This is a genomic window from Lysobacter sp. CA199 (genome assembly GCF_052078715.1).
GTDB lineage: Bacteria > Pseudomonadota > Gammaproteobacteria > Xanthomonadales > Xanthomonadaceae > Lysobacter.
Genome location: NZ_JBQJIL010000011.1, coordinates 39468 through 62704 on the forward strand (window position 1 = coordinate 39468; position 23237 = coordinate 62704).

At 67.6% G+C, this 23237-nt stretch carries 22 protein-coding genes and 1 pseudogene; 15 read left to right on the forward strand and 8 right to left on the reverse strand.

Annotation, left to right across the window (positions count from 1 at the left end):
- Nucleotides 1-112: 112 nt before the first annotated feature.
- Complete coding sequence (locus tag ACTOWJ_RS20040; protein WP_441336387.1) at nt 113-898, forward strand: N-acetylmuramoyl-L-alanine amidase; 786 nt, start codon at nt 113-115, stop codon at nt 896-898.
- A gap of 89 nt (nt 899-987) precedes the next feature.
- On the opposite strand, the pseudogene ACTOWJ_RS20045 reads toward ACTOWJ_RS20040, so the two are convergent.
- From ACTOWJ_RS20045 to ACTOWJ_RS20055, 3 genes and pseudogenes are all read right to left on the reverse strand, one after another.
- Nucleotides 988-1056 (reverse strand): annotated as a pseudogene (locus ACTOWJ_RS20045) (DUF6053 domain-containing protein); the annotation flags it as partial.
- 33 nt (nt 1057-1089) lie between these two features.
- On the reverse strand, nt 1090-1602 hold the full coding sequence (locus tag ACTOWJ_RS20050; RefSeq protein ID WP_441336388.1) for a RidA family protein: 513 nt from the start codon (nt 1600-1602) through the stop codon (nt 1090-1092).
- Entirely contained in the window at nt 1599-2174 is a 576-nt protein-coding gene (locus tag ACTOWJ_RS20055; protein WP_441336389.1) for an NADPH-dependent FMN reductase, read from the reverse strand. Before ACTOWJ_RS20055 ends, ACTOWJ_RS20050 begins: the two co-directional genes overlap by 4 nt.
- Nucleotides 2175-2625: 451 nt before the next feature.
- On the opposite strand from ACTOWJ_RS20055, the gene ACTOWJ_RS20060 reads away from it, so the two are divergent.
- Nucleotides 2626-4794, forward strand: a complete 2169-nt coding sequence (locus ACTOWJ_RS20060) for a TonB-dependent siderophore receptor (protein ID WP_441336390.1) — start codon at nt 2626-2628, stop codon at nt 4792-4794.
- Nucleotides 4795-4807: 13 nt separating this feature from the next.
- Here ACTOWJ_RS20060 and ACTOWJ_RS20065 read toward each other — a convergent pair whose 3' ends face one another.
- On the reverse strand, nt 4808-6046 hold the full coding sequence (locus tag ACTOWJ_RS20065) for an APC family permease (RefSeq protein ID WP_441336592.1): 1239 nt from the start codon (nt 6044-6046) through the stop codon (nt 4808-4810).
- Nucleotides 6047-6880: 834 nt separating this feature from the next.
- Between ACTOWJ_RS20065 and ACTOWJ_RS20070 the strand changes: the two genes are divergently transcribed.
- Nucleotides 6881-7057, forward strand: coding sequence for a hypothetical protein (locus tag ACTOWJ_RS20070; RefSeq protein WP_441336391.1), 177 nt, complete (start codon nt 6881-6883; stop codon nt 7055-7057).
- 264 nt (nt 7058-7321) lie between these two features.
- The gene (locus ACTOWJ_RS20075) at nt 7322-8116 is read left to right on the forward strand and encodes a lytic transglycosylase domain-containing protein (RefSeq protein WP_441336392.1); all 795 of its coding nucleotides are present in this window, start codon (nt 7322-7324) and stop codon (nt 8114-8116) included.
- Nucleotides 8117-8246: 130 nt separating this feature from the next.
- On the opposite strand, the gene ACTOWJ_RS20080 is transcribed toward ACTOWJ_RS20075, so the two are convergent.
- Both ACTOWJ_RS20080 and ACTOWJ_RS20085 read right to left on the reverse strand, forming a co-directional pair.
- The gene (locus ACTOWJ_RS20080; protein ID WP_441336393.1) at nt 8247-9410 is read right to left on the reverse strand and encodes a PQQ-dependent sugar dehydrogenase; all 1164 of its coding nucleotides are present in this window, start codon (nt 9408-9410) and stop codon (nt 8247-8249) included.
- A 240-nt stretch (nt 9411-9650) separates the two neighbouring features.
- Nucleotides 9651-10100 (reverse strand): hypothetical protein, encoded by a 450-nt coding sequence (locus ACTOWJ_RS20085; RefSeq protein ID WP_441336593.1) that lies wholly within the window; start codon nt 10098-10100, stop codon nt 9651-9653.
- A 343-nt stretch (nt 10101-10443) separates the two neighbouring features.
- Between ACTOWJ_RS20085 and ACTOWJ_RS20090 the strand changes: the two genes are divergently transcribed.
- The 8 genes from ACTOWJ_RS20090 (at nt 10444) to ACTOWJ_RS20125 (ending at nt 16679) form a co-directional block, all read left to right on the forward strand.
- The gene (locus tag ACTOWJ_RS20090) at nt 10444-10632 is read left to right on the forward strand and encodes a CPXCG motif-containing cysteine-rich protein (RefSeq protein WP_441336394.1); all 189 of its coding nucleotides are present in this window, start codon (nt 10444-10446) and stop codon (nt 10630-10632) included.
- Nucleotides 10633-10871: 239 nt separating this feature from the next.
- A complete protein-coding gene (locus ACTOWJ_RS20095; protein ID WP_441336395.1) occupies nt 10872-11972 on the forward strand; it encodes a winged helix DNA-binding domain-containing protein in 1101 nt (366 codons plus the stop codon).
- Nucleotides 11973-12612: 640 nt separating this feature from the next.
- Nucleotides 12613-12993, forward strand: coding sequence for an EF-hand domain-containing protein (locus tag ACTOWJ_RS20100; protein WP_441336396.1), 381 nt, complete (start codon nt 12613-12615; stop codon nt 12991-12993).
- A 179-nt stretch (nt 12994-13172) separates the two neighbouring features.
- On the forward strand, nt 13173-13901 hold the full coding sequence (locus ACTOWJ_RS20105) for an HAD family hydrolase (RefSeq protein WP_441336397.1): 729 nt from the start codon (nt 13173-13175) through the stop codon (nt 13899-13901).
- A gap of 123 nt (nt 13902-14024) precedes the next feature.
- On the forward strand, nt 14025-14498 hold the full coding sequence (locus ACTOWJ_RS20110) for a hypothetical protein (protein ID WP_441336398.1): 474 nt from the start codon (nt 14025-14027) through the stop codon (nt 14496-14498).
- 229 nt (nt 14499-14727) lie between these two features.
- A complete protein-coding gene (locus ACTOWJ_RS20115; RefSeq protein WP_441336399.1) occupies nt 14728-15207 on the forward strand; it encodes a hypothetical protein in 480 nt (159 codons plus the stop codon).
- A gap of 142 nt (nt 15208-15349) precedes the next feature.
- Nucleotides 15350-16021 (forward strand): hypothetical protein, encoded by a 672-nt coding sequence (locus tag ACTOWJ_RS20120; RefSeq protein WP_441336400.1) that lies wholly within the window; start codon nt 15350-15352, stop codon nt 16019-16021.
- A gap of 115 nt (nt 16022-16136) precedes the next feature.
- Complete coding sequence (locus tag ACTOWJ_RS20125) at nt 16137-16679, forward strand: GNAT family N-acetyltransferase (RefSeq protein ID WP_441336401.1); 543 nt, start codon at nt 16137-16139, stop codon at nt 16677-16679.
- Between the two features lie 102 nt (nt 16680-16781).
- On the opposite strand, the gene ACTOWJ_RS20130 is transcribed toward ACTOWJ_RS20125, so the two are convergent.
- Nucleotides 16782-18623: an ABCB family ABC transporter ATP-binding protein/permease gene (locus tag ACTOWJ_RS20130; RefSeq protein ID WP_441336402.1), complete on the reverse strand. Its 1842-nt coding sequence runs from the start codon at nt 18621-18623 to the stop codon at nt 16782-16784.
- A 271-nt stretch (nt 18624-18894) separates the two neighbouring features.
- On the opposite strand from ACTOWJ_RS20130, the gene ACTOWJ_RS20135 reads away from it, so the two are divergent.
- The 3 genes from ACTOWJ_RS20135 to ACTOWJ_RS20145 all read left to right on the forward strand — a co-directional run bounded on the left by ACTOWJ_RS20135 (nt 18895) and on the right by ACTOWJ_RS20145 (nt 21531).
- Entirely contained in the window at nt 18895-19719 is an 825-nt protein-coding gene (locus tag ACTOWJ_RS20135) for a penicillin-binding transpeptidase domain-containing protein (RefSeq protein ID WP_441336403.1), read from the forward strand.
- A 265-nt stretch (nt 19720-19984) separates the two neighbouring features.
- Nucleotides 19985-20164, forward strand: a complete 180-nt coding sequence (locus ACTOWJ_RS20140) for a hypothetical protein (RefSeq protein ID WP_441336404.1) — start codon at nt 19985-19987, stop codon at nt 20162-20164.
- A 92-nt stretch (nt 20165-20256) separates the two neighbouring features.
- On the forward strand, nt 20257-21531 hold the full coding sequence (locus ACTOWJ_RS20145; protein WP_441336405.1) for a YcaO-like family protein: 1275 nt from the start codon (nt 20257-20259) through the stop codon (nt 21529-21531).
- A 36-nt stretch (nt 21532-21567) separates the two neighbouring features.
- Here the strand turns inward: ACTOWJ_RS20145 and rtcR are convergent, their stop codons facing one another.
- The gene (gene rtcR / locus ACTOWJ_RS20150) at nt 21568-23160 is read right to left on the reverse strand and encodes an RNA repair transcriptional activator RtcR (protein WP_441336406.1); all 1593 of its coding nucleotides are present in this window, start codon (nt 23158-23160) and stop codon (nt 21568-21570) included.
- Nucleotides 23161-23237: the final 77 nt, after the last annotated feature.

The following is a 23237-nucleotide window of genomic DNA, read 5'->3' on the forward strand; positions in this document are numbered from 1 at the left end:
CGGATGACAGTTGTAACCGCCGCACCGGTACGGGCGCGGCGTGGCCGCGAGCGCATCGCGCAACGCCGCATCCTCTACACTCGGTTTTCGTCCGCAGCACGAGCGTGGCCGCATGAAATTTCCATTGCCCGTCCTTCTCGCCGGATCCCTCGTCCTGGCGCTGGCCGCGTGCGCGAGCGTGCCGCCGCATAATCCGCTGGCGCAATGGCGCGGCTCGCCGAACCACAACGAACGTCGCGCGCAGCTGATCGTGCTGCACCACACGCAACAAGACAGCGTCGAAGAATCGCTGCGGACCTTGAGCACGCGCAATTCACAGGGGCAGGTCAGTGCGCACTACTTGATCGGCGAAGACGGGCGCATCTATCAACTGGTCGCCGAGGATCGGCGCGCCTGGCACGCCGGCGCCGGGCGTTGGGGCGATATTTGGGATCTGAATTCGGCGTCGATCGGCATCGAGATCGACAACGACGGCAGCGAGCCGTTCGCGCAAGCGCAGATCCAGAGCCTGTTGCGCCTGTTGGCCGACATCACCGAACGCTTGGGCATTCCGGGTTACATGATCGTCGCCCATGGCGATATCGCGCCCACGCGCAAGACCGATCCCAGCGTGTTGTTCCCGTGGCGGCGTCTGGCCGAAGCCGGTTTCGGCCTGTGGCCGCGCGAGAACCCCGCGCCGCCGCCGCCCGGCTTCGACGCCTGGGCGGCGCTGCGACTGGTCGGTTACGACCTGCGCGAACCTGCCGCCGCGCTGGCCGCGTTCCATCGCCGTTTTCGCGGCAACGAAGCGCGCGAGTGGCAGCCGGGCGATGCGGAGATCCTGTACGACCTGCAGCGCCAGCTGATGGCCTTGCCCGAAGGCGCGCCGCAACCGTTGCCGGCGCCGCCGCTGCGCTGAGTGCCTGGGCGGTTGCCGGAGATCGGATCGAGTCGGGCCTGAAGGCCCGACGCTTTCCGATCAGCCCCGTCGGGACCACGATCGACTCACTACCACGGCCTTCTCGCAGCAGCGAAGCATTTTGTGGGAGGGCCTTCAGGCCCGACGCTCTTCGATCGCCCGCATCACCCGCATCGCCGCCATCGCCCGCTTCAAGCCGCGGCCACCGCCTCGATCTCCACCAGCCACCCCGGATTGACCAGGCCGACCACCTGCACCCGCGTGCGCGCCACGGTTTGCGGCTGCTCCGCCGTCGCGAACCAGCGCGCATACGCACGCGAGAATCCTTCGCTGTCCATGCGCCCGCCAAGCGCGGGATCGCCGACCAGATACACGCGCAACTGCACCAGATCGCCCATCGTCAAACCCAGCCGGTGCAAGGTCCGCTGCAACTCGCGCAAGGCTCCATCGGTTTGCGCATAGGTATCGCCGAAGGCGGCGATGCTGTCGGCCGGTGCATCGGCATCGATCACCGGCGGGGTGTGGCCGCTGAGCAGGAGCAGATCGCGCCCCGCCGGCACGGTGACGCCGGCCAGGAAGGGCAGCGTGCCGCCCGAGCCCAGCAGGCGGTCGCCCGCTTGCGGGCCTTGCGCATGTGAGCCTTCGTCGAAGCCATGGCGGCGCACGTCGTCGCGCGCGCCGCGCGTCGGCGAGCGGGCGTTCATGCCGCGGCCTCGTACGGCATGGCGTTGCGCGCATCGCGCAAGGCCCAGCCCCACCAGCTCAAGCGCGAGAGCACGGTGGTCATCGCCTGATGCGCCGCCTGCGGTTCGCGTAGTTCGCCGTCGCTGCCGAACTGACGCCAGGCATGGACCAGGTTGACGCAGTCGCGCAGCGTGACCGCGTGCAATTCGCCGTAGACCTGGCGCAATTGTTCGATCGCGCGCAGCCCGCCGGAACTGGCGCCGTAACTGACGAAGGCCACCGGCTTGGCCCTCCATGGCTCGTAGCACGCGTCGATCAAGGCTTTCAGCGCCGCCGGATAGCCGTGGTTGTACTCGGGCGTGACCACCAAGAACGCGTCGGCGGCGTGCAGGCGTTGGCGCAACTGCTGCAGTTGCGCTTCGTCGGCGCGGTTGATGCGGCCCGACAGCGGCCAGTCGAGCGGGTCGATGCGGTCGATCTCGAAACCGCCGTGGCGCACGACGCGTCGCTGCGCCCATTCGGCGACCACGTCGCAGAAGCGGCCTTCGCGCGCGCTGCCATAGATCAGCGCGAGTCGCAGGGGAGAGGTCATGGCTGAAACTCTTAGTGAGAAGGGCCGCAGGCTAAGACCTCAAGTCCGATTGAGGTCAAGCCGCCACGGCATCGCCCGTTCGCGACAGGCGCATCGCAAGCGATCGGCGACGGCGCGCCCGTGCAGCGCGATGCCTTGTCGGCCAAGGGTTCGGCCCGCTGGCGATCTCCCATCCGCGCTCCCCTGCGCTCGCGGCGCAACACAGTGTGCGATCCAGTGAAACGATCGATCCCAGGCGCAAACGCAATGACCCAGGCCGGCCGCGCGGCTCTGGACCGGCAGGCGATCCTCGTTTCAGGCCGTCGCCGCGGCCGCGAAGATTTGCGACCGATTCGGCAAGTGGCCTATGATTCGCGCGCCGCGTGACCCTGCGCGGCGCACTTTCACGCACACGTGCCCGGTGGCCTCAGGCCCGAGCGGCAGACGGCGCTTTCCTTGTCCGGAGCCCGTCATGCGCCTTTCCCCGTCCGATTCCCCGCGTTTGTCCGCCACCGCGCGCCGCGGCCCGGTGCTTGCGCTCGCCGTCGCGACCGCGCTGGTGCCGGCGCTGCGCGCACGCGCAGCGGGCGATGAAACGCCCGCGGATCGCGCGAACGGCGGCGCCGCAGTGACCTTGGGCGACGTGGTCGTGCGGGGGCAGCGCCACCGTGAAACCGGCGCGGCGCTCAAGCTCGATGCCCCGTCGCTGGAAACGCCGCAGGCGGTGTCGACGGTGACCCGCGAAACCCTCGACGAGCAAGGCGTGCGCCGACTCGGCGAAGCCTTGCGCAACGTCGCCGGCGTGACCAGCAACGATGTCTACGGCTTCTTCGACGGTTTCAACATCCGCGGCTTCGATGCCTCGGCCGGCGCGACTTATCTCGACGGCCTGCTGTGGTCGAACGCGATGGCGACGACCGAACTCAGCGGCCTGGACCGGCTGGAGGTGGTGAAGGGGCCGGCCTCGGGTTTGTACGGGCAGGGGCCGTTGTCGGGTCTGGTCAACCTGGTCAGCAAACGCCCGCAGGAGCAGCGTTTCGTCACCGTGGACCTGGCCGCGGGTTCCTACGATCTGCGCGAGGTACGCATCGACGCCAACAGCCCGCTGGACCGCGAAGGACGCGTGCTCGCGCGGTTGAACGCGACCTGGCGCGATCAGGATTTCTTCGTCGATTTCTCCGGCGCGCAGCGCAAGTACCTCGCGCCGTCGCTGACCTGGAGCATCGGCGAGGCGACTTCGCTCACTGTGCTGGGCACCTGGCAGCGCGATCGACTCAATCCGTGGTCGCCGACCACCGCTTACGGTAGCGCGTTGCCGAACCCGAACGGACGTCTGCCGCGCCACCGCGCGATCAACGAGCGCGACGCGCCGGCGGTGCAGAACCGCGACTACGACGCGATCGGTTACAGCTTCGAGCATCGCTTCAGCGAAGACCTGGTGTTGCGTCAATCGGTGCGTTATTCCGAGTTCCACGACAGCTGGGACCATTGGCTGTTCGTCGGCGATGTTGCCCCGGATCTGCGCACGGTCGGGCGACTCTACTACGGGCCTTACGACGAACGCGGCCACGATCTGCGCTCGGACACCAGCGTGTCGTGGCGCATGAACACCGGCGCGATCGAGCATCGCTGGCTGCTGGGCTACGACTACAGCAAGCGCGGTTCCAGCTACGTCAATACGTTCGATCCGGGCCCGTACGATCTGGACATATTCGCGCCGGTGTACGGACGCAGCGGCTTGCGCCCGGCCTTCATCGACGGCAAGCGCATCGATCAGGCCACGCGCCAGCGCGGCATCTATCTGCAGGATCACCTCAAACTCGGCGCGCGCGTCAGCGCGACCCTCGGCGGACGTTGGGACGTCGCCGCCAGCGGCGTGGGCGCCGGACGCGTGGAAGACCGCCAGTTCAGTCCGCGCGCCGGGCTGACCTATGCCTTGCGGCCGGAGCTGGCGGTGTATCTGAATCATTCGCGTTCGTTCGCGCCGCAAGGCAGCTACCGCAGTTTCGACGGCAACCCCTTGCCGCCCGAGCGCGGCGTCAACAACGAGATCGGACTCAAATACGCGCCGCACGACGGGCGCGTCGACGCGATGCTGTCGGTGTTCGAACTGACTCGCCAGGACATGGCCAGCGAGGATCCGCAGCATCCCAACTTCTACGTTACTCGCGGCGAGCAACGCAGCCGCGGGCTGGAGCTGGAAGGGCAATGGCGGCCCGACGCCGACTGGGAGCTGAGCTTCGCCTACGCCTGGACCCAGGCCGAGATCGTCCGCGATCACACCTTGCCGGCGGGCGCGCGTCTGGCCGGCGTGCCGCGCCACAGCGCCAATCTGTGGGCACGCTATACCGTGCCCGAAGGACGCCTCAGCGGCCTGGGCATCGCCGTGGGCGCGCACGCCGAGAGCGAACGGCTGGCCAACAACTACGAACCGCTCGACCCGGCGTACCAGCGCCCGTTCCGGCTCAAGAGCTACACCACCTTCGACGCCGCGCTGTCGTACGACGCCTTGCGCTGGAATGCGCGGCTGAATTTCAGGAATCTGTTCGACAAGCGCTACATACCGGGCGGCGCGAGCAGCACGCGCACCGCCTTCGGCGAGCCGAGGACGGTGGTGGCCAGCGTACAGTGGAAGTTCTGAGCGCGCCGCGCGCTCAGGCCGCCTCGGGCTTGCGCCGCAGCTTGTAGATCGCCGCGCCTACCAGCAGCGCGACTGCGCCGGCGATCAGATTCTTCGTGCTGGCGCTGGCCAGCAGGCCCAGCGACAGCACGATCGCGGCGATCGGAATCAGCGGCCCGCCCGGCAGGTGCAGCGCGCCCTCGCGGCCGTGGTGGCGCTTTTGCAGCACCAGCACCGACACCGCTGTGCCGATGTAGGTGCACAGGCGCGCGACCACCGACAGCAGCGCCAGTTGCTGGAACGAACCGGTCAGCGCCAGCATCAGCGCGATCACGCCGATGAACAGCACCGCCCGCGCCGGCGTGTGGAAGCGCGGATGGATCGCGCCGAGCCCGCGCGGGCCGTAGCCGTCCTGCGACAAGGCCAGCAGATAGCGCGGCCCCATCATCACCGTGTTGCTGTTGGTGCCCAGGATCGAGATCGCCGCGCCGATGGTCAGCACCAGCGCCAGGCCGGTACCGCTGAAGTGCGCGGCGGCTTCGGCCAAGGGACTGGACGACGTCGCGATGTCAGGCAGCGTCCCCAGCGCGACGAGCTGCACGGTGAAGTAAATGATCGTGACCAGCGTGATCATCGTCAGCAACGCGAACGGCACGTCGCGGCGCGGATTGCGGTATTCGCCGGCCGCGGCCGGCAGGTTCTCGAAACCGGCGTAGGCGAACAACAGCAACAACGCCGCTTCGCCGAGGTTTTCCATCTTCAGCGGCGCGTCCGAATGCAGCAGCGAGGGGTCGAAATAGAACGCGCCGATCGCCACGAACAACACCAGCGGCACCAGCTTGCCGACAGCCAGCGCCACGCCCGCGCGCGCGGCCGTGCGCACGCCCAGCACGTTGATCAGCACCAGCAGGCCGAGCGAGCCGGCGACCACGAATACCCGCGCCGGGCCGCCCTTGGCCGCCGGCCAGAACAGCGCCACCGCCTCGGCCAGGCCGTTGCTCAGCGAAGCCGCGGTGGAAATGCGGGTGACCAACAGCATCCAGCCGACCTCGAAACCGGCGAACGGGCCGAAAGCCTCGCGCGCATACAGATAGCCGCCGCCGGGTTGATCGAAGTAACTGGCCGCCTGCGCGTAGCACAGCACCAGCAGCGCGACCGCGAATCCGGCCAGCAGCACCGCCCACAGGCTGGCCGGGCCCAACAGCAGCGCCGCGGTGGCCGGCAGCAGGTAGATACCGCTGCCGATCACGTCGTTGATCGACAGGCCGACGATCTGCCAGCGACTGACGGCGCGGACGGTGCCGGGCGAGTGAGCGTCCGATCCGGTACTGGAAGACGGATCGGACGCGCGCGACGGCGTCGGCTGGCTCGGCGGCTGGCTCAAAAGGTGTTCCCCTCGCTCGGTGGCGTGCGGCGCACGGCGCCGATCTCCCGCACCTTAGGCCGAGTCGGCGGCGGGTTTCAATCCGCACTGCGGCATGGCGATATAAGCCAGCGCTGGCAATGCTCGGCGTTGGGGAGTCGCGATCGGCAGGGGGCTGGTCGCGCCGACTTGCGCGAGCGTGACGGATCCGCGCTGGCGCGAGGCTGCTCGGGCAGCGGCGATGCTCGCCGACGATGCAGCGCCGTGTACCGGCAGAATCGCGGCGAAGTTGCGGCATCCAGTCGATGCGCGTGTCGTCGAAAGCGGACGACACGCGTCGAGTCGCGTCGCCAAGCAAGCGAAGTCGGCGCGCGCCGACACGCAGAACTCGCCTTGGCAGCGTTGTAAGTAAACGTTTCGTTGCGTTCAGCCGCGCGCAAGGCGCGACGACGCGTGCAAACGAGGTCGCGCTCACGCTTTGCCGCGTTCGCGGGCGCATCGCTAACGCATGCGCACAGGCGCGCGGTTAAACAAACGTAGCCCGGCGCGCGCCCTGTCCGTTTTTGTTCATGCCGGTGACGGCAACGTGCAGCGCGTGCCGCTCGCTTCCCGCGGCACGCGCCATCGGCTGATGTGCGGACGACTACGGTGTTCCCCCGCACCACGTCCCGCGCGGCCGCGATCGAAGTCCGACCGGCGTTGCGCCCCGCGAACCCGGCCCATCCTCCGGAGGTAACCGTATCCATGAAGATCGAAATCCGTAACGCGCTGTATGCATTGGTCGCCCTGAGCGCATTGTCGCTCGCCGCGTGCAAGAGCCCCGGCGAAACCACCGATGCGCCGGCCACGTCCAGCGCTCCGACGCCGGCCGCGCCGGCCGACGCCAGCGCGCCGCCGCCCACCAGCGGCGACGGCGGCTGAGTCCACGCCACCGGTCGCCGCATTCCTGGACGGCGGCCGGTGGCGTTTTCGGCCGATACCCTATGTAGGAGCGGCGCAAGCCGCGACCGCGACACCTCAGATTCGACCTAAGCCGGATGTCGCGGTCGCGGCTTGCGCCGCTCCTACAGGGAGCAGTCGTTACGACCGGTTGGCTGAACGCGTTCTGCGCATTCGTGAACGCAGCGCCGTCCAGCTGACATCCAGTGCTGGCGCCGGGCCCGCGCGGCCCTAAAATTGCGCTCCATGAGCCCCCGTTCACCCCGTTCGGACCTGCGCTTGGCCGCGGCCCTGGTGCTGCTGGCGATGGCTGCCGGCGCGCAGGCGCGCACGGTCTATCGCTGCGTGCGCGACGGCACCGTCAGCCTGGCGACCGCGCCGGAGCCGGGCTCTCGCTGCACGCCGAAACAGATCGACGACAACGCGGTCAAGCTGCCCAACCTGTGGGGCGAGATGGGCGTGATCAACGGCAGCCTCTACGAGCGCCAACAGGACGGCAAGACCGTTTACAGCACGCGCAAGTTGCCCGGTTCGGTGCGGGTGATGGGTTTCACCGTGGAAACTCCGCCCGGCGAGCCCGCGCATCCGGGCCTGGGCAAAGTCGGCAAGCCGCAGCTGGACAAGTTTCCGGTGCAGTTCCGCAGCGCGGCCAAGGCCAACGGCCTGGACGATGCGTGGTTGCGCGCGATCGCCCACGCCGAAAGCGGTTTCGACGCCAAGGCGGTGTCGAGCAAGGGCGCGCAGGGCGTGATGCAGTTGATGCCGGAAACCGCGAAGGAATACGGCGTGGCCGATCCGTTTTCGTCGATCGAATCGATCAATGCCGGCGCGCGCCACCTCAAGGCCTTGATGCGCCGTTACAACAACGATCTGACCCTGGTCGCGGCGGCGTACAACGCCGGCATCGGCACGGTGACCCGTTACGGCGGCGTGCCGCCGTATCGCGAAACCCAGGAGTACATCGCCAAGGTGCAGGCGCTGCATCAGCGCTATCAGTTGGCGATGGGAACGCGTAAGCCGGTGTTGCGGGCCGCGCAGTAACCGCGCCCTCATCCCGCTCTTCGGGCCACCTTCTCCCACAAGCGGGAGAAGGGAAGAACGCTCGCCGATTACCGAATCTCTCAAGCCCCTCTCCCGCTTGCGGGAGAGGGGTTGGGTGAGGGCGGCAATCTCAGAGAGGCGTCAACCGCAGCAAGCGCGCATTGGTGCCGTCTTCCAGCAGCCACACATCGCCGTTCGGCCCTTGCTCGACTTCGCGGATACGCTTGCCCATCGGATAACGTTCGGCTTCGGCCGCGGTATTGCCGTTGAACTTCACCCGTACCAGCGCCTGCGAAGCCAGGCCGCCGATCAGGCCGCTGCCGCTCCAGTTCGGAAAGCGCGTGCCCGAATAGATCACGAAGCCGGCCGGCGCGATCACCGGGTTCCACCACGCCTCCGGCGCGTTGAGATCCGGGCGCGTGCTGTGGCGCGGGATCGGCGTGCCGTCGTAATGGTCGCCCTGCGAAACCAGCGGCCAACCGTAGTTGGATCCGCGTTCGATCAGGTTCAGTTCGTCGCCGCCCTTGGGCCCCATCTCGTGGATCCACAGCTTGTTCTGCGCATCGAAGGCGATGCCGAGCAGATTGCGATGGCCGTAGGACCACACCGTCGCGGCCACGCCGCCGCGGCTGTAGAAGGGATTGTCGGTGGGCACGCTGCCGTCGTCGTTGAGCCGGATCACTTTGCCCAGCGGCGAGTTGAGATCCTGCGCCGGATCGAACTTCTGCCGCTCGCTGGAGGTGATCCACAGCTTGCGGTCGGGTCCGAATGCCAGACGATGGCCGTAGTGATTACTGCCGCTGAGCTTGGGCTGGCGCCAGATGATCTGCAGATTGCTCAGCGAACCGCCGGTGCTGGTGAGATTGAGCTTGGCGCGCGCGACGGTGGCGCCGGCGGTGCCGCTGGCGCTGCCTTTCTCGGCGTAGCTGATATAGATCAGGCCGTTGGTGGCGTAGGAGGGATGCAGGATCACGTCGCCGAATCCGCCCTGGCCGCCGTAGGCCACCGCCGGCACGCCGGTGATGGTCTGCGCGGTGCCGCCGATGGTCAGCACCTTGAGCACGCCGCGTTTTTCGGTGACCAGCAACCGGCCGTTGGGCAGAAAGGTCATCGCCCAGGGTTCGTTGAAGCGCGCCACTTCGGCCGCGTTGAAGGGATTGGCCTTGACGGCCTGAGCATCGGTCTGGGCAGCGGACAAGGCGCCTTGCGAATCGTCCTGCGCCGCCATCGCCGGCGCGGCGGACGCGGCCAGCAGGACGGTGCAGCAGAGCAGGGAGAGCGTCGAACGTTTCATTGCGGTTCTCCGGCTGGGCATGGGGGTTGTTGAGGCCGGCCGAGAGTGCCATCGAAGCCGGGGCGTTCTTGCGACCGGCTCGGCAGTTCGCGGCGCGCCCGCGCGCACCGCCCGCGATTTTCAACCGCGATCACGCGCGCAATGAGGCTTGCGCGCTAGGAAATCGTAAGCAGGCGAGATCGCGCCGTGAACACGGCTACATCGATGCTGCACTGAGGTCACGCCGCGCGTGAGATTGCGCTAAGCGAACGCCTTGGGCGCATCGAACGGCAGAATCTCCGCGCCGACGGTATTGGCCAGCATCCGTGCTTCGGCCTGGCCAAGCAGGTCGCGGTCGCCGTCGATCACTACCAGGATCCGACCCGCGCGGATGTGCGCGTCGAACTTGCGCCGGATCGGATCGGGCAGGGCCGAGCCCATCAGCGCCGACGCCCAGCAGCCGATCATCGCGCCGGCCGCGGTGGCTGCTGCGGCGCCGGCCAAGGTCAGCCCGATCGGCGTGACCACCACCGCCACCAGTCCGGCCAACAGACCGGCCGCGCCGCCGTAACCGGCGCCGCGCAGCGCCGCGGGCATCAAGTCGGTGTCGGCTTCCTTGCGCTCGTTCGGAATCGATTCGAGTTCGATGTCCGAACGCGCGATCAGCAAGATGTCGTCGTCGTGCACGCCGGCTTCGCGTGCGGCGTCCATCGCCGCTTGCGCGGTGGCCAGATCGGGCGTGCTCAATACATGGCGGGTTTTTCATGGTCGCTCTCCGCGCGCGGCCGCCGTGGGCGTTCGCCGGGAACGCCGTTCGCACCGGGCCGGCACGGCGGCTGGTGCCAGCCCGGGCCGTGTGGACATCAGGCTCCGCCTGTGCGGGTTAGCGCGAGGTGATCGCGAATATCGCGGCGCTGAACGCAGCGGCGCCGCCGATGCGGGCGTCGCCGAACGAGGCCGCGACCGAGGCGTACCCAATGAGAAACGTCACTGGACGCCGATGCGGTCGCGTCGCATCCTGCCTCGGTCGCCGTCCCCACCCATGGAGCCCGCCATGCTGCCCAGCGTCGAAGTTCTATGCCCGTACTGCGGCGAGCCGATCGAGTTGATTGTCGACGACTCCGCCGGCGATCAGCGTTACATCGAGGATTGCCAGGTCTGCTGCCGGCCGATCGTGGTGTCGGTGAGCCTGGACGAAGACGGCGAGCCGCAGGTGGACGTGTTCGGCGAGGACGAAGCATGAGCCACGCCGGTCCGCGCCGGCCGGCCATCGGCGGGTGCGCGAGGTCGGCGCCTGGCGGGCATTCGGTGTTGTCCGCGCACGATCTGAACAACTCGCGGTCCTGCGAATTGTTCCCGCGGCGCGACGGTCGCGGCGACGCGAACCGGCCGCGGTGTTGTCCCCGGTCGCGCTGAGGCCGTCGCATGGCAGGTAAATCGCCTTCCGCCGCGGCTTCGAGTGCCTCGTCCGAGACGCTGAATGTGCGCGCACTCAATCGCGCCTTGCTGGCGCGCCAGTTGCTGCTTGAGCGCAGCGCGCTGTCGCCGCTGGAGATGATCGAGCGACTGATCGGATTGCAGGCGCAGGCGCCCAATCCGCCGTATCTGGGGCTGTGGACGCGGCTGCGCGAGTTTTCCCTCGACCAGCTCAGCCAGGCGATGCAGGCGCGCGAGATCGTGCGCGCGACGATGATGCGCGGCACCTTGCATCTGGTCAGCGCACGCGATTACCGCGCCTTGCGCCCGGTGTTGCAGCCGGTGCTGAAACGTCTGACGCTGCAAAGCGGACATGCCAAGGCGCTCGAGGACCTGGACCTGGCCCAGGTGCGCCAAGCCGGTGTCGCCGCTTTGCGTGCGCAACCGCTCAGCGCGACCGCGCTGGGCGAGGCGCTGCGCGCGCATTGGCCTAACCACGACACCGCCGGACTGGCCTTGCTGGTGCGCAGCGTCGAGGCGCTGGTGCACGTACCGCCGGCCGGGCTGTGGGATTCGCACAAGGCGGCCAGCTTCGCCACCGCGCACGACTGGCTCGGCGCACAGATCGCCGATGAACCTGAAACCGCGCAGATCGATGCGATGCTGCTGCGTTATCTGGGCGCGTTCGGCCCGGCCAGCGCGCGCGATGCGGGCGTGTGGTCCGGACTGACCGCGACCCGCGAGCACTTGCAGCGCTTGCGGCCGCGTCTGCGGGTATTTCGCGACGAAAACGGCAGCGAATTGTTCGATCTGGCCGATGCGCCGCGTCCCGACGCCGACAGCCCGGCGCCGGCGCGGCTGTTGCCGGAGTTCGATAACGTGCTGCTCTCGCATGCGCAGCGTGCACGGATCTTCGACGAGTCGGTGCGCGGGGCGATCTTCACCCGCAACGGGCTGGTCGCGGCCACCGTGCTGATCGACGGTTTCGTCGCCGGCGTGTGGAAGCTGCAACGCCAGGCCGACACGGCGACGCTGACGATCCAGCCGTTCAAACGCTTGAAGGCCGCCGATCGCGCGGCGCTGGAGTGCGAAGCGCAAGACTGCCTGCGCGTGGCCGCGTCGGGGCAGACGCGCCATGAGCTGCGCCTCGCCGCGGCGGGGACGTGACAGGCTCGCGGGCTGCGATTCGACCGCAACGGCTCGAAACGCGTCGGGCCTGAAGGCCCTGTCACAAAAGCGCCGCTGACCCGAAGCCGGCCATCGCATCCTCGATGGAGCGATAAGCCTTAGGTTCAATGTCGAAAGACCCCCGCGACAGGGCTTCAAGCTCAAGCACTGCGTGAAGTCTTTTGTGGGAGGGGCTTCAGCCCCGACGCTTTTCGGTCCGATCGCAACACCGTCTGGTGGCGGCCTCAGCCCAGGCCATCGCCCCATCGCCTCACAGCCATTCGCGGCCCAATCGAGCCAGCCCGCATCGCCGCGGCAACCGCGTTGACACGTCCATTCGTAAACGTTGTGTTTTGTTCAGCGAATCCGCGGCAACGAAGCGCTAACGATTTGCCGCCCCAGGTCACGTTTTGCCGTGTTCCGTCCACGACTTTCGCCGACGGCCTAACGCGCACGCGCCGGCCTGTGGTTAAGCGAACGTAGCTTTAACACCCGCGCGCGCCGTTTCGTTCAGACGCGCATCGGCAAGGTTGGGGCCGTGCGGTAAGCGCCACTGCGCGACCTACTGGCCGGCTCCACACCAGTCCGACCAGACGATGCAACCGCGCAGCCCAGCACACTCATTCCAGGAGACCGACTCATGAACAACATCAAGTCCCGCAAGCCCCTGATCGCTGCTCTGGCTCTGGCCGCCACTCTGGCGACGCCGCTCGCCTTCGCCCAATCCACCGCCGACCAGGCGCCGCCGGCCAGCGACGCCGCGACCCCGACCAGCGCCGCCCAGGACGCAGGCGCGGCCACCGCGGCGCAGCCGGCCGCCGCCCCGCAGAAGAAGAGCTGGGCCGATGTCGACGGCGACAAGGACGGCAATCTGAGCAAGAACGAAGCCGCCGCGGTACCTGCGCTGGGTCAGGTATTCGATCAGGCCGACGCCGACGCCAATGGCTCGCTGACGCCGGACGAATACAAGAATTACGTCGCCAAGGTGCAATCCAACGGCGGCGGCAAGAAGGGCGGCTGATTCCGGCCGCATCCTTGGGGTGCAGGTATTCCTGCGTTGTGCGAAGGGCGGCCTCGGCCGCCCTTCTTTTTTGCTTCGACTGCCGGAACAGGACCAGCGAGCGCGCCCGGGGTGAGTAGGGCGGCAAGCACGTTCCACCGACCGCCGGATCGGCGCCGCGATGCGGGATAATGCCGGCCATGAGCACCTCCTCCCTCCGCATGGTCGGTTTCGACGCCGACGACACGCTCTGGCGCAGCCAGGATTATTTCGATCAGGCCCAGTTGGAGTTCGAAGCCATCGTCGGCGCCTACGTCGACTTGCACGACGCGCGCCTGCACGAGCGCCTGTACGCGATCGAGAAGAACAACATCGGCGTGTTCGGCTACGGCGTCAAAGGCATGACCTTGTCGATGATCGAGGCCGCCGTGGAGATCACCGGCCAGCGCATCAGCGCCGCCGATCTGCATCGCATCGTCGAGCTCGGCAAGGACCTGCTGCGGCATCCGGTCGAGATTCTGCCCGGCATCCCCGAGGCGGTGGCGCAGATCGCCGCCGAATACGAAGTGGTGCTGATCACCAAGGGCGATCTGTTCCACCAGGAGGCCAAGGTCAAGCAATGCGGTCTGGCCGATCTGTTCCGGCGCATCGAGATCGTCAGCGAGAAGGACATCGAGACCTATGCGCGGCTGCTGCGCGAGTTCGAACTGCCGGCCTCGCAGTTCGTGATGGTCGGCAATTCGCTGCGCTCGGACATCGCGCCGGTGCTGGCGCTGGGAGGCTGGGGCATCCACGTGCCGTACCACACCACCTGGGCGCACGAGAACGAGGCGGAGATCGCCGCCGACGCGCCGCGCCTGCGCCGGGTCGAGCACGCCGCCGCGCTGCCGCAGGCGGTGCGCGAACTGGCCCGCGCCGCGGCCGACTGAACGGCGGCCTCACCGCGGAGGGACGGGGCCGCGCTGGCGGGAATCATTAAAAACCGGTTCACCGTCGCGGGCTCAAAGTCGCAACGTGCCTGCCGACGATGCAGGCGTCCCAGGAGATCCCCCATGACCGCTCTGTCCCGCTGGCTTGCACCCGTCGTACTCGCCGCAGGCCTCGGCGCGGCGATGATGGCCGTGCCGACGCCGGCCCGCGCCGACGACCAGTTGGCGCGCGTGCTCGTCGACATCGCCGACGTGATCGTGCGCAACAACACCCCGTACTACCGTTACGGCAACTACGGCTATTCCGATCGCCTGGTGGTGGTGCGCGACCGCTGGGGCCGCCCGACCTATTACCGCAACGTTCCGCGTCACGTCGATTACCGTTACCAGCCGGCGCCGCCGCGCTATTACGGCTACAACCGTTACGACGACCGTCGCCACTACGACCGCGATTGCAATCGCCATGGCAAGTGCCGGACCACGTACTACGACGGTCGTTACGACGCCCGTTACGACCGCCGTTACGACAATCGCTACTACGACCGTCATGACCGCGGCCGCGGTAACGGCCGTGGACGTTGGCACGACGACGATTGAGTCGGCGGTCGGGCGGCCGTGCGCCCGATCCAGTCGCGGTTCTTCAGCCGCCGCCCCGAAGCGATTCTCACCGTGTCCACTGCGACGGCGCCTCGGGCGCCGTCGTCGTTTCGGCCCGTCGCCCGCGACCGTCGGAGGCGTACCCGTCGGAAGGTTCGCGCGCGGTGGTAGCCTGCCCTTCCTTCGCCGCCGCATCCGGCGGCCGCGTTTCGAACCCGCGAGGCACAGCATGCGTACCGATTTCCGCAGATCCTCCGTCCCCGCCGCTTCCCGCCACCCGTCAGGCGCGGTGCTGGCGGCCTTGCTGCTGGCCGCGATCGCCGTGCCCGGCGCGGCGTCGGCGCGCGACACCATCACCTGCAAGCTCAAATTCAACATGTCCGGCTGGTCGGTGTTCTACAAGACCTCCTCTGGCCGCGGCACCATCCATTGCAGCAACGGCCAGAGCCTGTCGGTGAAGATCAGCGCCAAGGGCGGCGGGCTGACCGTGGGCAAGTCGCGCATCGACCACGGCACCGGCGAGTTCGCCGGCGTGCACCGCATCGGCGATACGCTCGGCAGCTACGCCACCGCCGAGGCTCACGCCGGGGCGGCCAAGTCGAGCAAGGCCCAGGTGATGACCAAGGGCGATGTCTCGCTGGCGTTGGCCGGCACCGGCCAGGGCTGGGATCTGGGCGTGGCCTTCGGCAAATTCACGATCTCACGCTGAAGCCGCATCCGCCGGATCGGGTGGCTGCCGGTTAAACGCAACGACGCCGCGGGCTTTGATCCGCGCGCCGGCTCCCCGATCTAGCAGTAAGCCGCTGCGCGAACGCAGACGCCATAGGACCGCAAGTCCGAAGGAGCCCGCCATGTCCGACAAGCTCAAGACACCGTTTTTCAAGACACGCTTCTTCGCCCTGACTGCGTCCATTGCGACCTTGCTGGGCGCGCCCGCGCACGCGCAGGACCTGCCGGCCGGCTGGGATCCGCGCAGCGGCGACGGTTGGGTGGATGCGTGGCTGGGCGACATCAGCCGCTACGGCTCGCGTTATCGCGAACCGTTCGTGGACGAAATGGTGCGTTACTACGGCGCGCCGCGCGAGTTGGTCGGCGATCTGCTCGATCGCCGCCGCTGGACGCCGGGCGATGTCTACTACGCTTGCGCGCTGGCTCAGGTGCTGGGCCGTCCGTGTCGCTACGTGGTCGATGAATGGGATCGCGATCCCGCCGAGGGCTGGGGCGCGGTCGCGCAACGGCTCGGGGTGAAACCCGGTTCGGCCGAGTTCCACAAGCTCAAGCGCGGCTTCGTGCCGACCTACGACCGCTGGGGTCGCCCGATCGTCATCGACGGCGAACTGCGCCGCGATTTCCCCAACCGGCCGTATCGCGAGTACGCGACGGCGGCCAAGGGCTCGGGCAAGGGCGCGAAGGAAAAAAGCGGCAAGGCGAAGGCGAACGAGAAAAAGCCGGGCCCGGGGCGTGGCGGCAAGGATTCGGCAAAGCCAGCCAAGGGGCAGGGCAAGGGCAGCACGAAGGATTGAGCGCAAGCGACGGGCGGCGCGGTTCCTGTGTGTATCGATCGCGCTCGGTCCGCCACGCAATCTCTGCGGCTTTGCGACCGCTCCATCGCTCGCGATCGCCGGCTATGATCGGCCGATGAGCGATCCCTCCACCTTCTCCAGTCCGCCGGCCATCGATATCGTTGGTGCCGTGCGTATCGTCGATTTCGATCCGCGCTGGCGCGCGGACTTCGCCCGGCTCAACATCGAGTGGCTGGAGCGCTGGTTCGCGGTCGAACCGGTCGATCGCGAAGTGCTCGGCGATCCGGAAACCCATTTGCTCGCCGGCGGCGGCCGGGTGCTGTTCGCGGTCGACGACAGCGATCGCGCGCTCGGTACCGTCGCGTTGCTGCGCTATGCAGACGGTCTGGTCGAACTGACCAAGATGGCGGTCGAGCCGGCGCTGCGCGGCGGCGGCATCGGACGCAAACTGATGCACGGCGCGATCGAGGCATTCGCGCAGATGGGCGGGCGCGAGTTGTTCCTGGAGTCGAGCACCAAGCTCGGGCCCGCGCTCAAGCTTTACGAGAGCGTCGGTTTCCGCCATCACCCGGCGCCGCGTCCGGGATCGCATTATCAGCGCGCGGATGTGTACATGATTTGGGAGCCGTACGTGCAAGCGTCGAAGCCCTCCCTGTAGGAGCGGCGCAAGCCGCGACCGCGACATTTCGGATACGCCGTAAGCGCGATGTCGCGGTCGCAGCTCGCGCCGCTCCTACAAGGGGCGATGGGTACTTTTGCTTCACACTGTCGCCTCGTCGGCCTGCTGCCGCTGCAGGTCCCACATCTGCGCATAGACGCGATTCATCGACAGCAACTGCGCATGCGTGCCGCGTTCGATGATGCGGCCGGCGTCCATCACCAGAATCTGGTCCGCATCCATCACCGTGGACAGGCGGTGCGCGATGACCAGCGTGGTCCGGCCGACCGCGAGCCGGTCCAGTTCGTCCTGGATCGCGCGTTCTGATTTGGAATCCAGGGCCGAGGTCGCTTCGTCGAAGATCAGGATCGACGGATTCTTGAGCAGGGCGCGCGCGATCGCCACGCGTTGCTTCTCGCCGCCGGACAGCTTCAGGCCGCGCTCGCCGACCGGGGTGTCGTAACCGTCGGGCAGGCCGACGATGAACTCGTGGATGTGCGCCGCGCGCGCGGCGGCTTCGACGTCCGTATCGTCGGCTTCGGGCCGGCCGTAGCGGATGTTGTAGCCGATGGTGTCGTTGAACAGCACCGTGTCCTGCGGGACGATGCCGATCGCTCCGCGCAACGAGGACTGGGTCAGCGCGCGCAGATCCACGCCTTCGACCTCGATCGCGCCGCTGTCGATGTCGTAGAACCGGTACAGCAAGCGCGCCAGGGTGGATTTGCCCGAGCCCGAATGGCCGACCACCGCGACGGTGGCGCCGGAGGGTATGTCGAAGTCGATGCCGCGCAGGATTTCGCGGCGCGGGTCGTAGCCGAAGCGCACGTCGCGGAACGCCACCCGAGGCCGCGCCGCGATCAGCGCCTGCGCATCGGCCGCGTCGCGCACGTCCTGGCGCTCATCGAGCAGGCCGAACAGCCGCTCCATGTTGGTCAGCGCCTGCTTCACTTCGCGATACATCATGCCGAGCATGAACAACGGCGCCGACAGCTGCAGCAGATAGGCGTTGACCAGCACCAGATCGCCGACGGTCATCGTGCCCTTGACCACGCCGTCGGCGGCCAGCCACATCATCGCGGTCACGCCGAGGGCGACCACCAGGCTCTGGCCCAGATTGAGCACGGCCAGGGTCTTGATCGACATCACCTGGGCGTTTTCCAGATGGCGCAGGTTGTCGTCGTAGCGGCGCGCTTCGTGTTCTTCGTTGTTGAAGTACTTGACCGTCTCGTAGTTGAGCAGCGAATCGACCGCGCGTTCGTTGGCGCGGGTGTCGGCCTCGACCGAGGCGCGGTAATAACGGGTGCGCCACTCGGTCACCGAGAACGTCCACACTCCGTAGAGCAGCAGGGTGCCCAGCACCACCGCGGCGAAGCGCCAGTCGTAGATCCACACCAGCACCGCGGTCACCATCGCCACTTCCAGCAGTACCGGGATGATGGTGTAGATGGTCCAGTCCAGCAGGTCGGCGATCGCGCTGCCGCCGCGCTCGACGTCGCGCGCGACCCCGCCGGTGCGGCGGGCGAGATGGAACTTCAGGCTCAGTCCGTGCAGATGGCGGAACACCTGCAAGGTCACCTGCCGCGAGGTGCGCGCCATGACCCGCGCGAATACCACCTGGCGCAGCTCGGTGAATATCGTCACGCCGATGCGCGCGGCGCCATACGACAACAGCAGCGCGACCGGCAGCAGCAATGGGGTGACCGGCACGTTGAGCCGGTCGATGAGCTGCTTGAGCGCCAGCGGCACGTACAGGTTGAGCAGCTTGGCCGCGACCACCATCGCCAGCGCGATCGCGATGCGGCCCAGATAAGGCCGCAGGTACGGCAGCAATGAGGTGATCACCGACCATTCGCCGCGGCGCTCGGCGGCGCGCGCGACCGGTGCGGCCCCGTCCTGGGGATTGTCGGCGGCGGTCGGCGGCGTGGGAGGCGGAAGGGGGGGCATGCGGTCCGTGGGCAGGGTGAGGGGGGCTGAGCATAGAACCTCAAGCGCGCTTGGGGTCAAGCCGAGCCTGGCGTGGCCGGGGTGATCGCGCTCGAAATGCAGGGGCGCGACGTGGCATTCTTTGGCCACTCGGGCGCGGCAGCAAGAAGCTCGGGCGATCGCCAGTGCGACGGGCGGGCGCGAGCCCAGGCCCAGGTACCGACCCCGCAGCCGCGACGGTCGATGACGGCGGGCCGCCACGCCCTTCATCCAAGCAAGGAGCTATGCAGGCATGAAAGCCTTCAAACGCAGATCAGCCCTCGTCGTGTGCGCGACCGCATTGTGGGCCGTCGCGGCCGTGGCCGCCGCGCAGACCTTCGGGCCGGGTTTCGGCGTGCGGCCTCCCCCGCAGGACCAGCCGCCGCTGCTGCGCGGTTGTTTTCTGCTCTACGACGTGGACGCCGGTGAAGTCCGGCGCTTTGCCACCCAAGAAGGCTGCTCGCGCCGGGTCTCGCCGGCGGCGACCTTCGAAATCGCCGCCGCGCTGATCGGCCTGGAAACGGGAACCGCGCGCGCCAACGACATCTCCGGCGGCCAGAGTCTGGAAACGGCGCTGGCGTATTCCTCGCCCGATTATTTCCGCACGCTGTCGCAGCAACTGGGCGGCACGCGCATCGGCGAGTACCTGGGCCGTTTCAATTACGGCAACGCCGACACCAGCAGCGGCGGAGAATTCTGGAACGGCGGCTCGCTGGAGATCTCGCCCGAGGAACAGGTACGGTTCTTGAGCCGCTTGTTCCGCGACGAACTCGGCGTCAGCCGCCAGGCCGCAGCCCAGGTGCGCGAGCCGCTGGTGCTCCCGCCGGGCCTGTTGACGGGCTCGTACGGCGGGCTGCCGATCCGGCCGCTTCCGCGCTACAACGACAGTTCGATGGCCGGCAAGAGCGGCTCGGTGGTGGTCGGCGGCAAGGAGGCGGTGCGCTGGCAGATAGGCCATATCGATCGCGGCGCGCGCGAGTACGTGTACGTCACCTGCGTGACCGGGCCGGCCAACCTGCCCGAGAACGCGGCAGCAGTGTTGACCGCGAACGAACTGCGCAAGAGCGGCGTGCTCTGATTCCGGTGACCGGCCGGCGACCGGCCACTGCACCTGTCTAGTCACAGGATATGTGACAACCGTCGATGCTGGTGATGCCGCCGTTGGTCGCTTCGGGTGGCCTGTTCACACAATTTGGTGACGGCCTTCAAGGAAGTGCCTGCGCGCTTGCCGGTAAGTGTGTAACGGCAGCCCCGCGGCTGCGGCACAAGGACGGGCCCGCAGCCAGCCGACAGGACGCTCGGCGTTCGTCCAGTGCCTCCATTCGACAACAGGAGGTTCAGTCATGGGTTCCACTCGCGCTGATTTCGACAAGACTGCCGTCGTCAAGCCGAAGTTCATCCCCGCCACCGAAGCCATGCGCGCACACGCCGTCGCTTCGGGTGAGGACTTCAAGGACGCGCTGGCCGAGTTCAACGCTCCGACCGAGCAGGAGCAAGCGTTCCTGGATCAGTTCGCCCGCTGACCGGCGATTCATCGATTCGATAAGCCGTTCGCGCATGGCGCGCGAGAACTCGCGCGCCATGCGTTCGGCCCCGCACGCCGGAGGACAAGGGAATGATTCCATACGAACGCGAGCGCAGTCTCGACGACGCCAACCGGGTGATCCGCGAATGCATCCGGCGACGCGGCTGGACCGTGGAAACGCAGGACATGGGCGGGCATCTGATCACGGTCAAATGCACGCTGCGCGATGCCGACGGCGAGTTGCTCAGCCGCGGTTTCGGCAAGGGCGAAGCAGCGACGTCGCTGACCGGCGCGTTGTACGAGGCGGTCGAGCATCACTACTGCAAATCCGCGCATGCGGCCACGCCGGTCGAGTATCCGCCCGCCGAATCGATCGCCGAAGACCCGCGCAACGCAGGCTTGCCGTTCGTGTCCGCGTTCGCGCAGAACGCCGGCCGCCGCATCGCCTGTCGGCGCTATAGCTCCTACTCCGGCGGACCGGAGCTGACGGTGCCGTTGTTCCTGACCTTTCCCGAGTATCCGGTCGGCGTGAGCGCGCGCGATGCGCGCGACGATTTCGACTACGGCAGCATCACCCGCTTCAGTTCCAACAGCGGCACCGCGATCGGCGCCAGTTTCGAGGAGGCGGCCTTGCACGGCATCGCCGAAATCGTCGAACGCGATGCCTGGTCGTTGTTCCTGATCGCGCATTACCTCGACGGCGCCCGGCGTTACGGGCGGCTGATCGAACCGTCCTCGCTGCCCGAGGAGGTCGCGCGCGTCCACCGTCTGGCCGAGCGCCGTCTGGACCGGCGCGTGCTGCTGCTCGACATCACCTCCGATCTGGACCTGCCGGTGTTCATCGCGGTGACCGAGGAGCGGTTGCCCTTTGAGGTGGTGTTCCCGCACGGCTGCGGCGCCTCGCCGTATCCGCAGTACGCGGCGATCCGCGCCTTGAGCGAATTGACCCAATGCGTGGACATCAAGGAGAGCTCCGAGCATCTGGCCGAACTGGATCAATTGGCGCTGGACATGCTGGTGGATTATCCCAAGCTGCACGATTGCGCCATGTTCCAGATCGACCCTGACCGGATGGAACGCGGCGAATGGCCGCACCCCGACAAGCCGAGGGTGGCGCCCAAGCGCTTGCTGCCGCTGCTGGTGCAGGAACTGGAAGCGCGCGGCATCAGCCTGTACCACGCGATCAATCACCGCGAAGGCGAGGATTTCTGCGTGGTCAGCAGTCTGTCGCCGGAACTCGAACGCTTCTTCCTGGTGACCACGGGCATCTTGATGGCGCCGGGCCGGCGTGGCAGCCAGTTCCTCGCCCGTCGGCGCGCCACCGTGGCGGCCGAGCGCGAGCCGTTGCTGGCGCAGGAAGCCTGAGCGCGGCGGGAGGCCGGCATTGGGCCGCGCGCCCGATCATCCGGTCTGCCGCGCCTGTTCCCAATCCAGGCCGAACCGCGCCAGGTATTTGCGCAGTCGGTCGGCGTCGTTGCTGCTGGCCTTGCTCGCGCGCGAAACCGCGAACAATTCGCGTCCGGCCTGCGAGAGGTTCTTGGCCTGGCGGCAGACCCGCAGCACGTCTTCCAATTGCACGCGATCGAAACGGTCCAGCCGCGCGGCGGCTTCGCCGAGCACCGCGTCCAGCGCCGATGCCTGCGCGCCGGCGCCATGCCATTGCCGGCGCAGCCGCTCGATTTCCTCCTCGACCAGATCGGTGCGGATGCGCCCGCCCTCGGCCAGGGTCGCCAGCCGCATCACCGACGCGCCCAGGTCGCGGAAATTGCCGCTCCAGCTCGCATCATTGCCACGCGCGAACGCCAGATAACGTTCGCGCGCTTCCTTGTTGAAGGTCACGCGCTGGTGGTTCTCGCGCGAATGGCGTTCGAGTTCGAAATCCAGGTTCGGCTCGATGTCCTCGGCGCGTTCGGCCAGGCCGGGCAGACGATAGGTCCACAGGTTCAGGCGCGCCAGCAGATCCTCGCGGAAGCGGCCTTCCAGCACCGATACCTGCAGATCGCGGTTGGTGCCGGCGATCAGCTGGAAGTCGCTTTCCACTTCCTTGTCGCCGCCCACCGGCAGAAAACGCTTCTCTTCCAACGCGCGCAGCAGCATGGCCTGCTCGTCCAGGCCCAGCTCGCCGATTTCGTCGAGGAACAACAGGCCCTGGTGCGCCGAGCGCAGCAGGCCGGCGCGATCGGCCGACGCGCCGGTGTAGGCGCCCTTGATATGGCCGAACAAGGTGCTCATCGCGCCGTCGCCGCGCAGCGTGGCGCAGTTGACCTCGACGAAACGTCCGGGCAACTGGTGCTTTTGCTTCTTCAGATCGAACACGCGCCGGGCGAGCTGGCTCTTGCCCGCGCCGGTCGGTCCCATCAGCAGCATCGGCGACTTGGAACGGGTGGCCACCGTCTCGATCTGTTCGATCATGCGGTTGAACGCGGGATTGCGCGTGGCGATGCCGCTCTTGAGCAGGTCGCGATCGTGCAGGCGCTGTTCGGCGAAGCGTTGGGCGATGCGGTCGTAGCGCGACAGGTCCAGATCGATGATCGCGAACGCGCCCGGATCGCCGCCTTTCTGCTTGCGCGGCGGCGCGGTCTGCAGCAGACGGCCGGGGAACAGCCGGCTTTCGGCCAGCAGGAACCAACAGATCTGGCTGACGTGGGTGCCGGTGGTGATGTGGACGTAGTAGTCCTCTTCGTCCGGGCGGAACTCGTAATGGCGTACGAAGTCGTCGAGCACGCCGTACACCGATTCGAAATCCCAGGGATCGGCGAGGAAGGTGTCGTGGCGGCGGATCTGGGTTTCCGGCGAGACCTGGGTCAGGTCTTCGCTGACCAACTGGCCGAGCTTGCCGAAGCGGCGCTCGTCGATCAGCAGCTCCATGCGGTGGACCAGGAAGTCCTCGTGCATGCCCAGCGAGACGGTCGGGCGCCATTTCTCCCAGCGGCCGGGCCCGGAGGCGGCGTCGAGCTGGGTGCCGAGCATGCCGATCACGACTTGGCGTTTCATGGCGATCCGTTTGGATAGATATCTATCTTAAAATATAAATATTTCCAGTTATCGGCAAGCTCAATTGCTACCGGGTT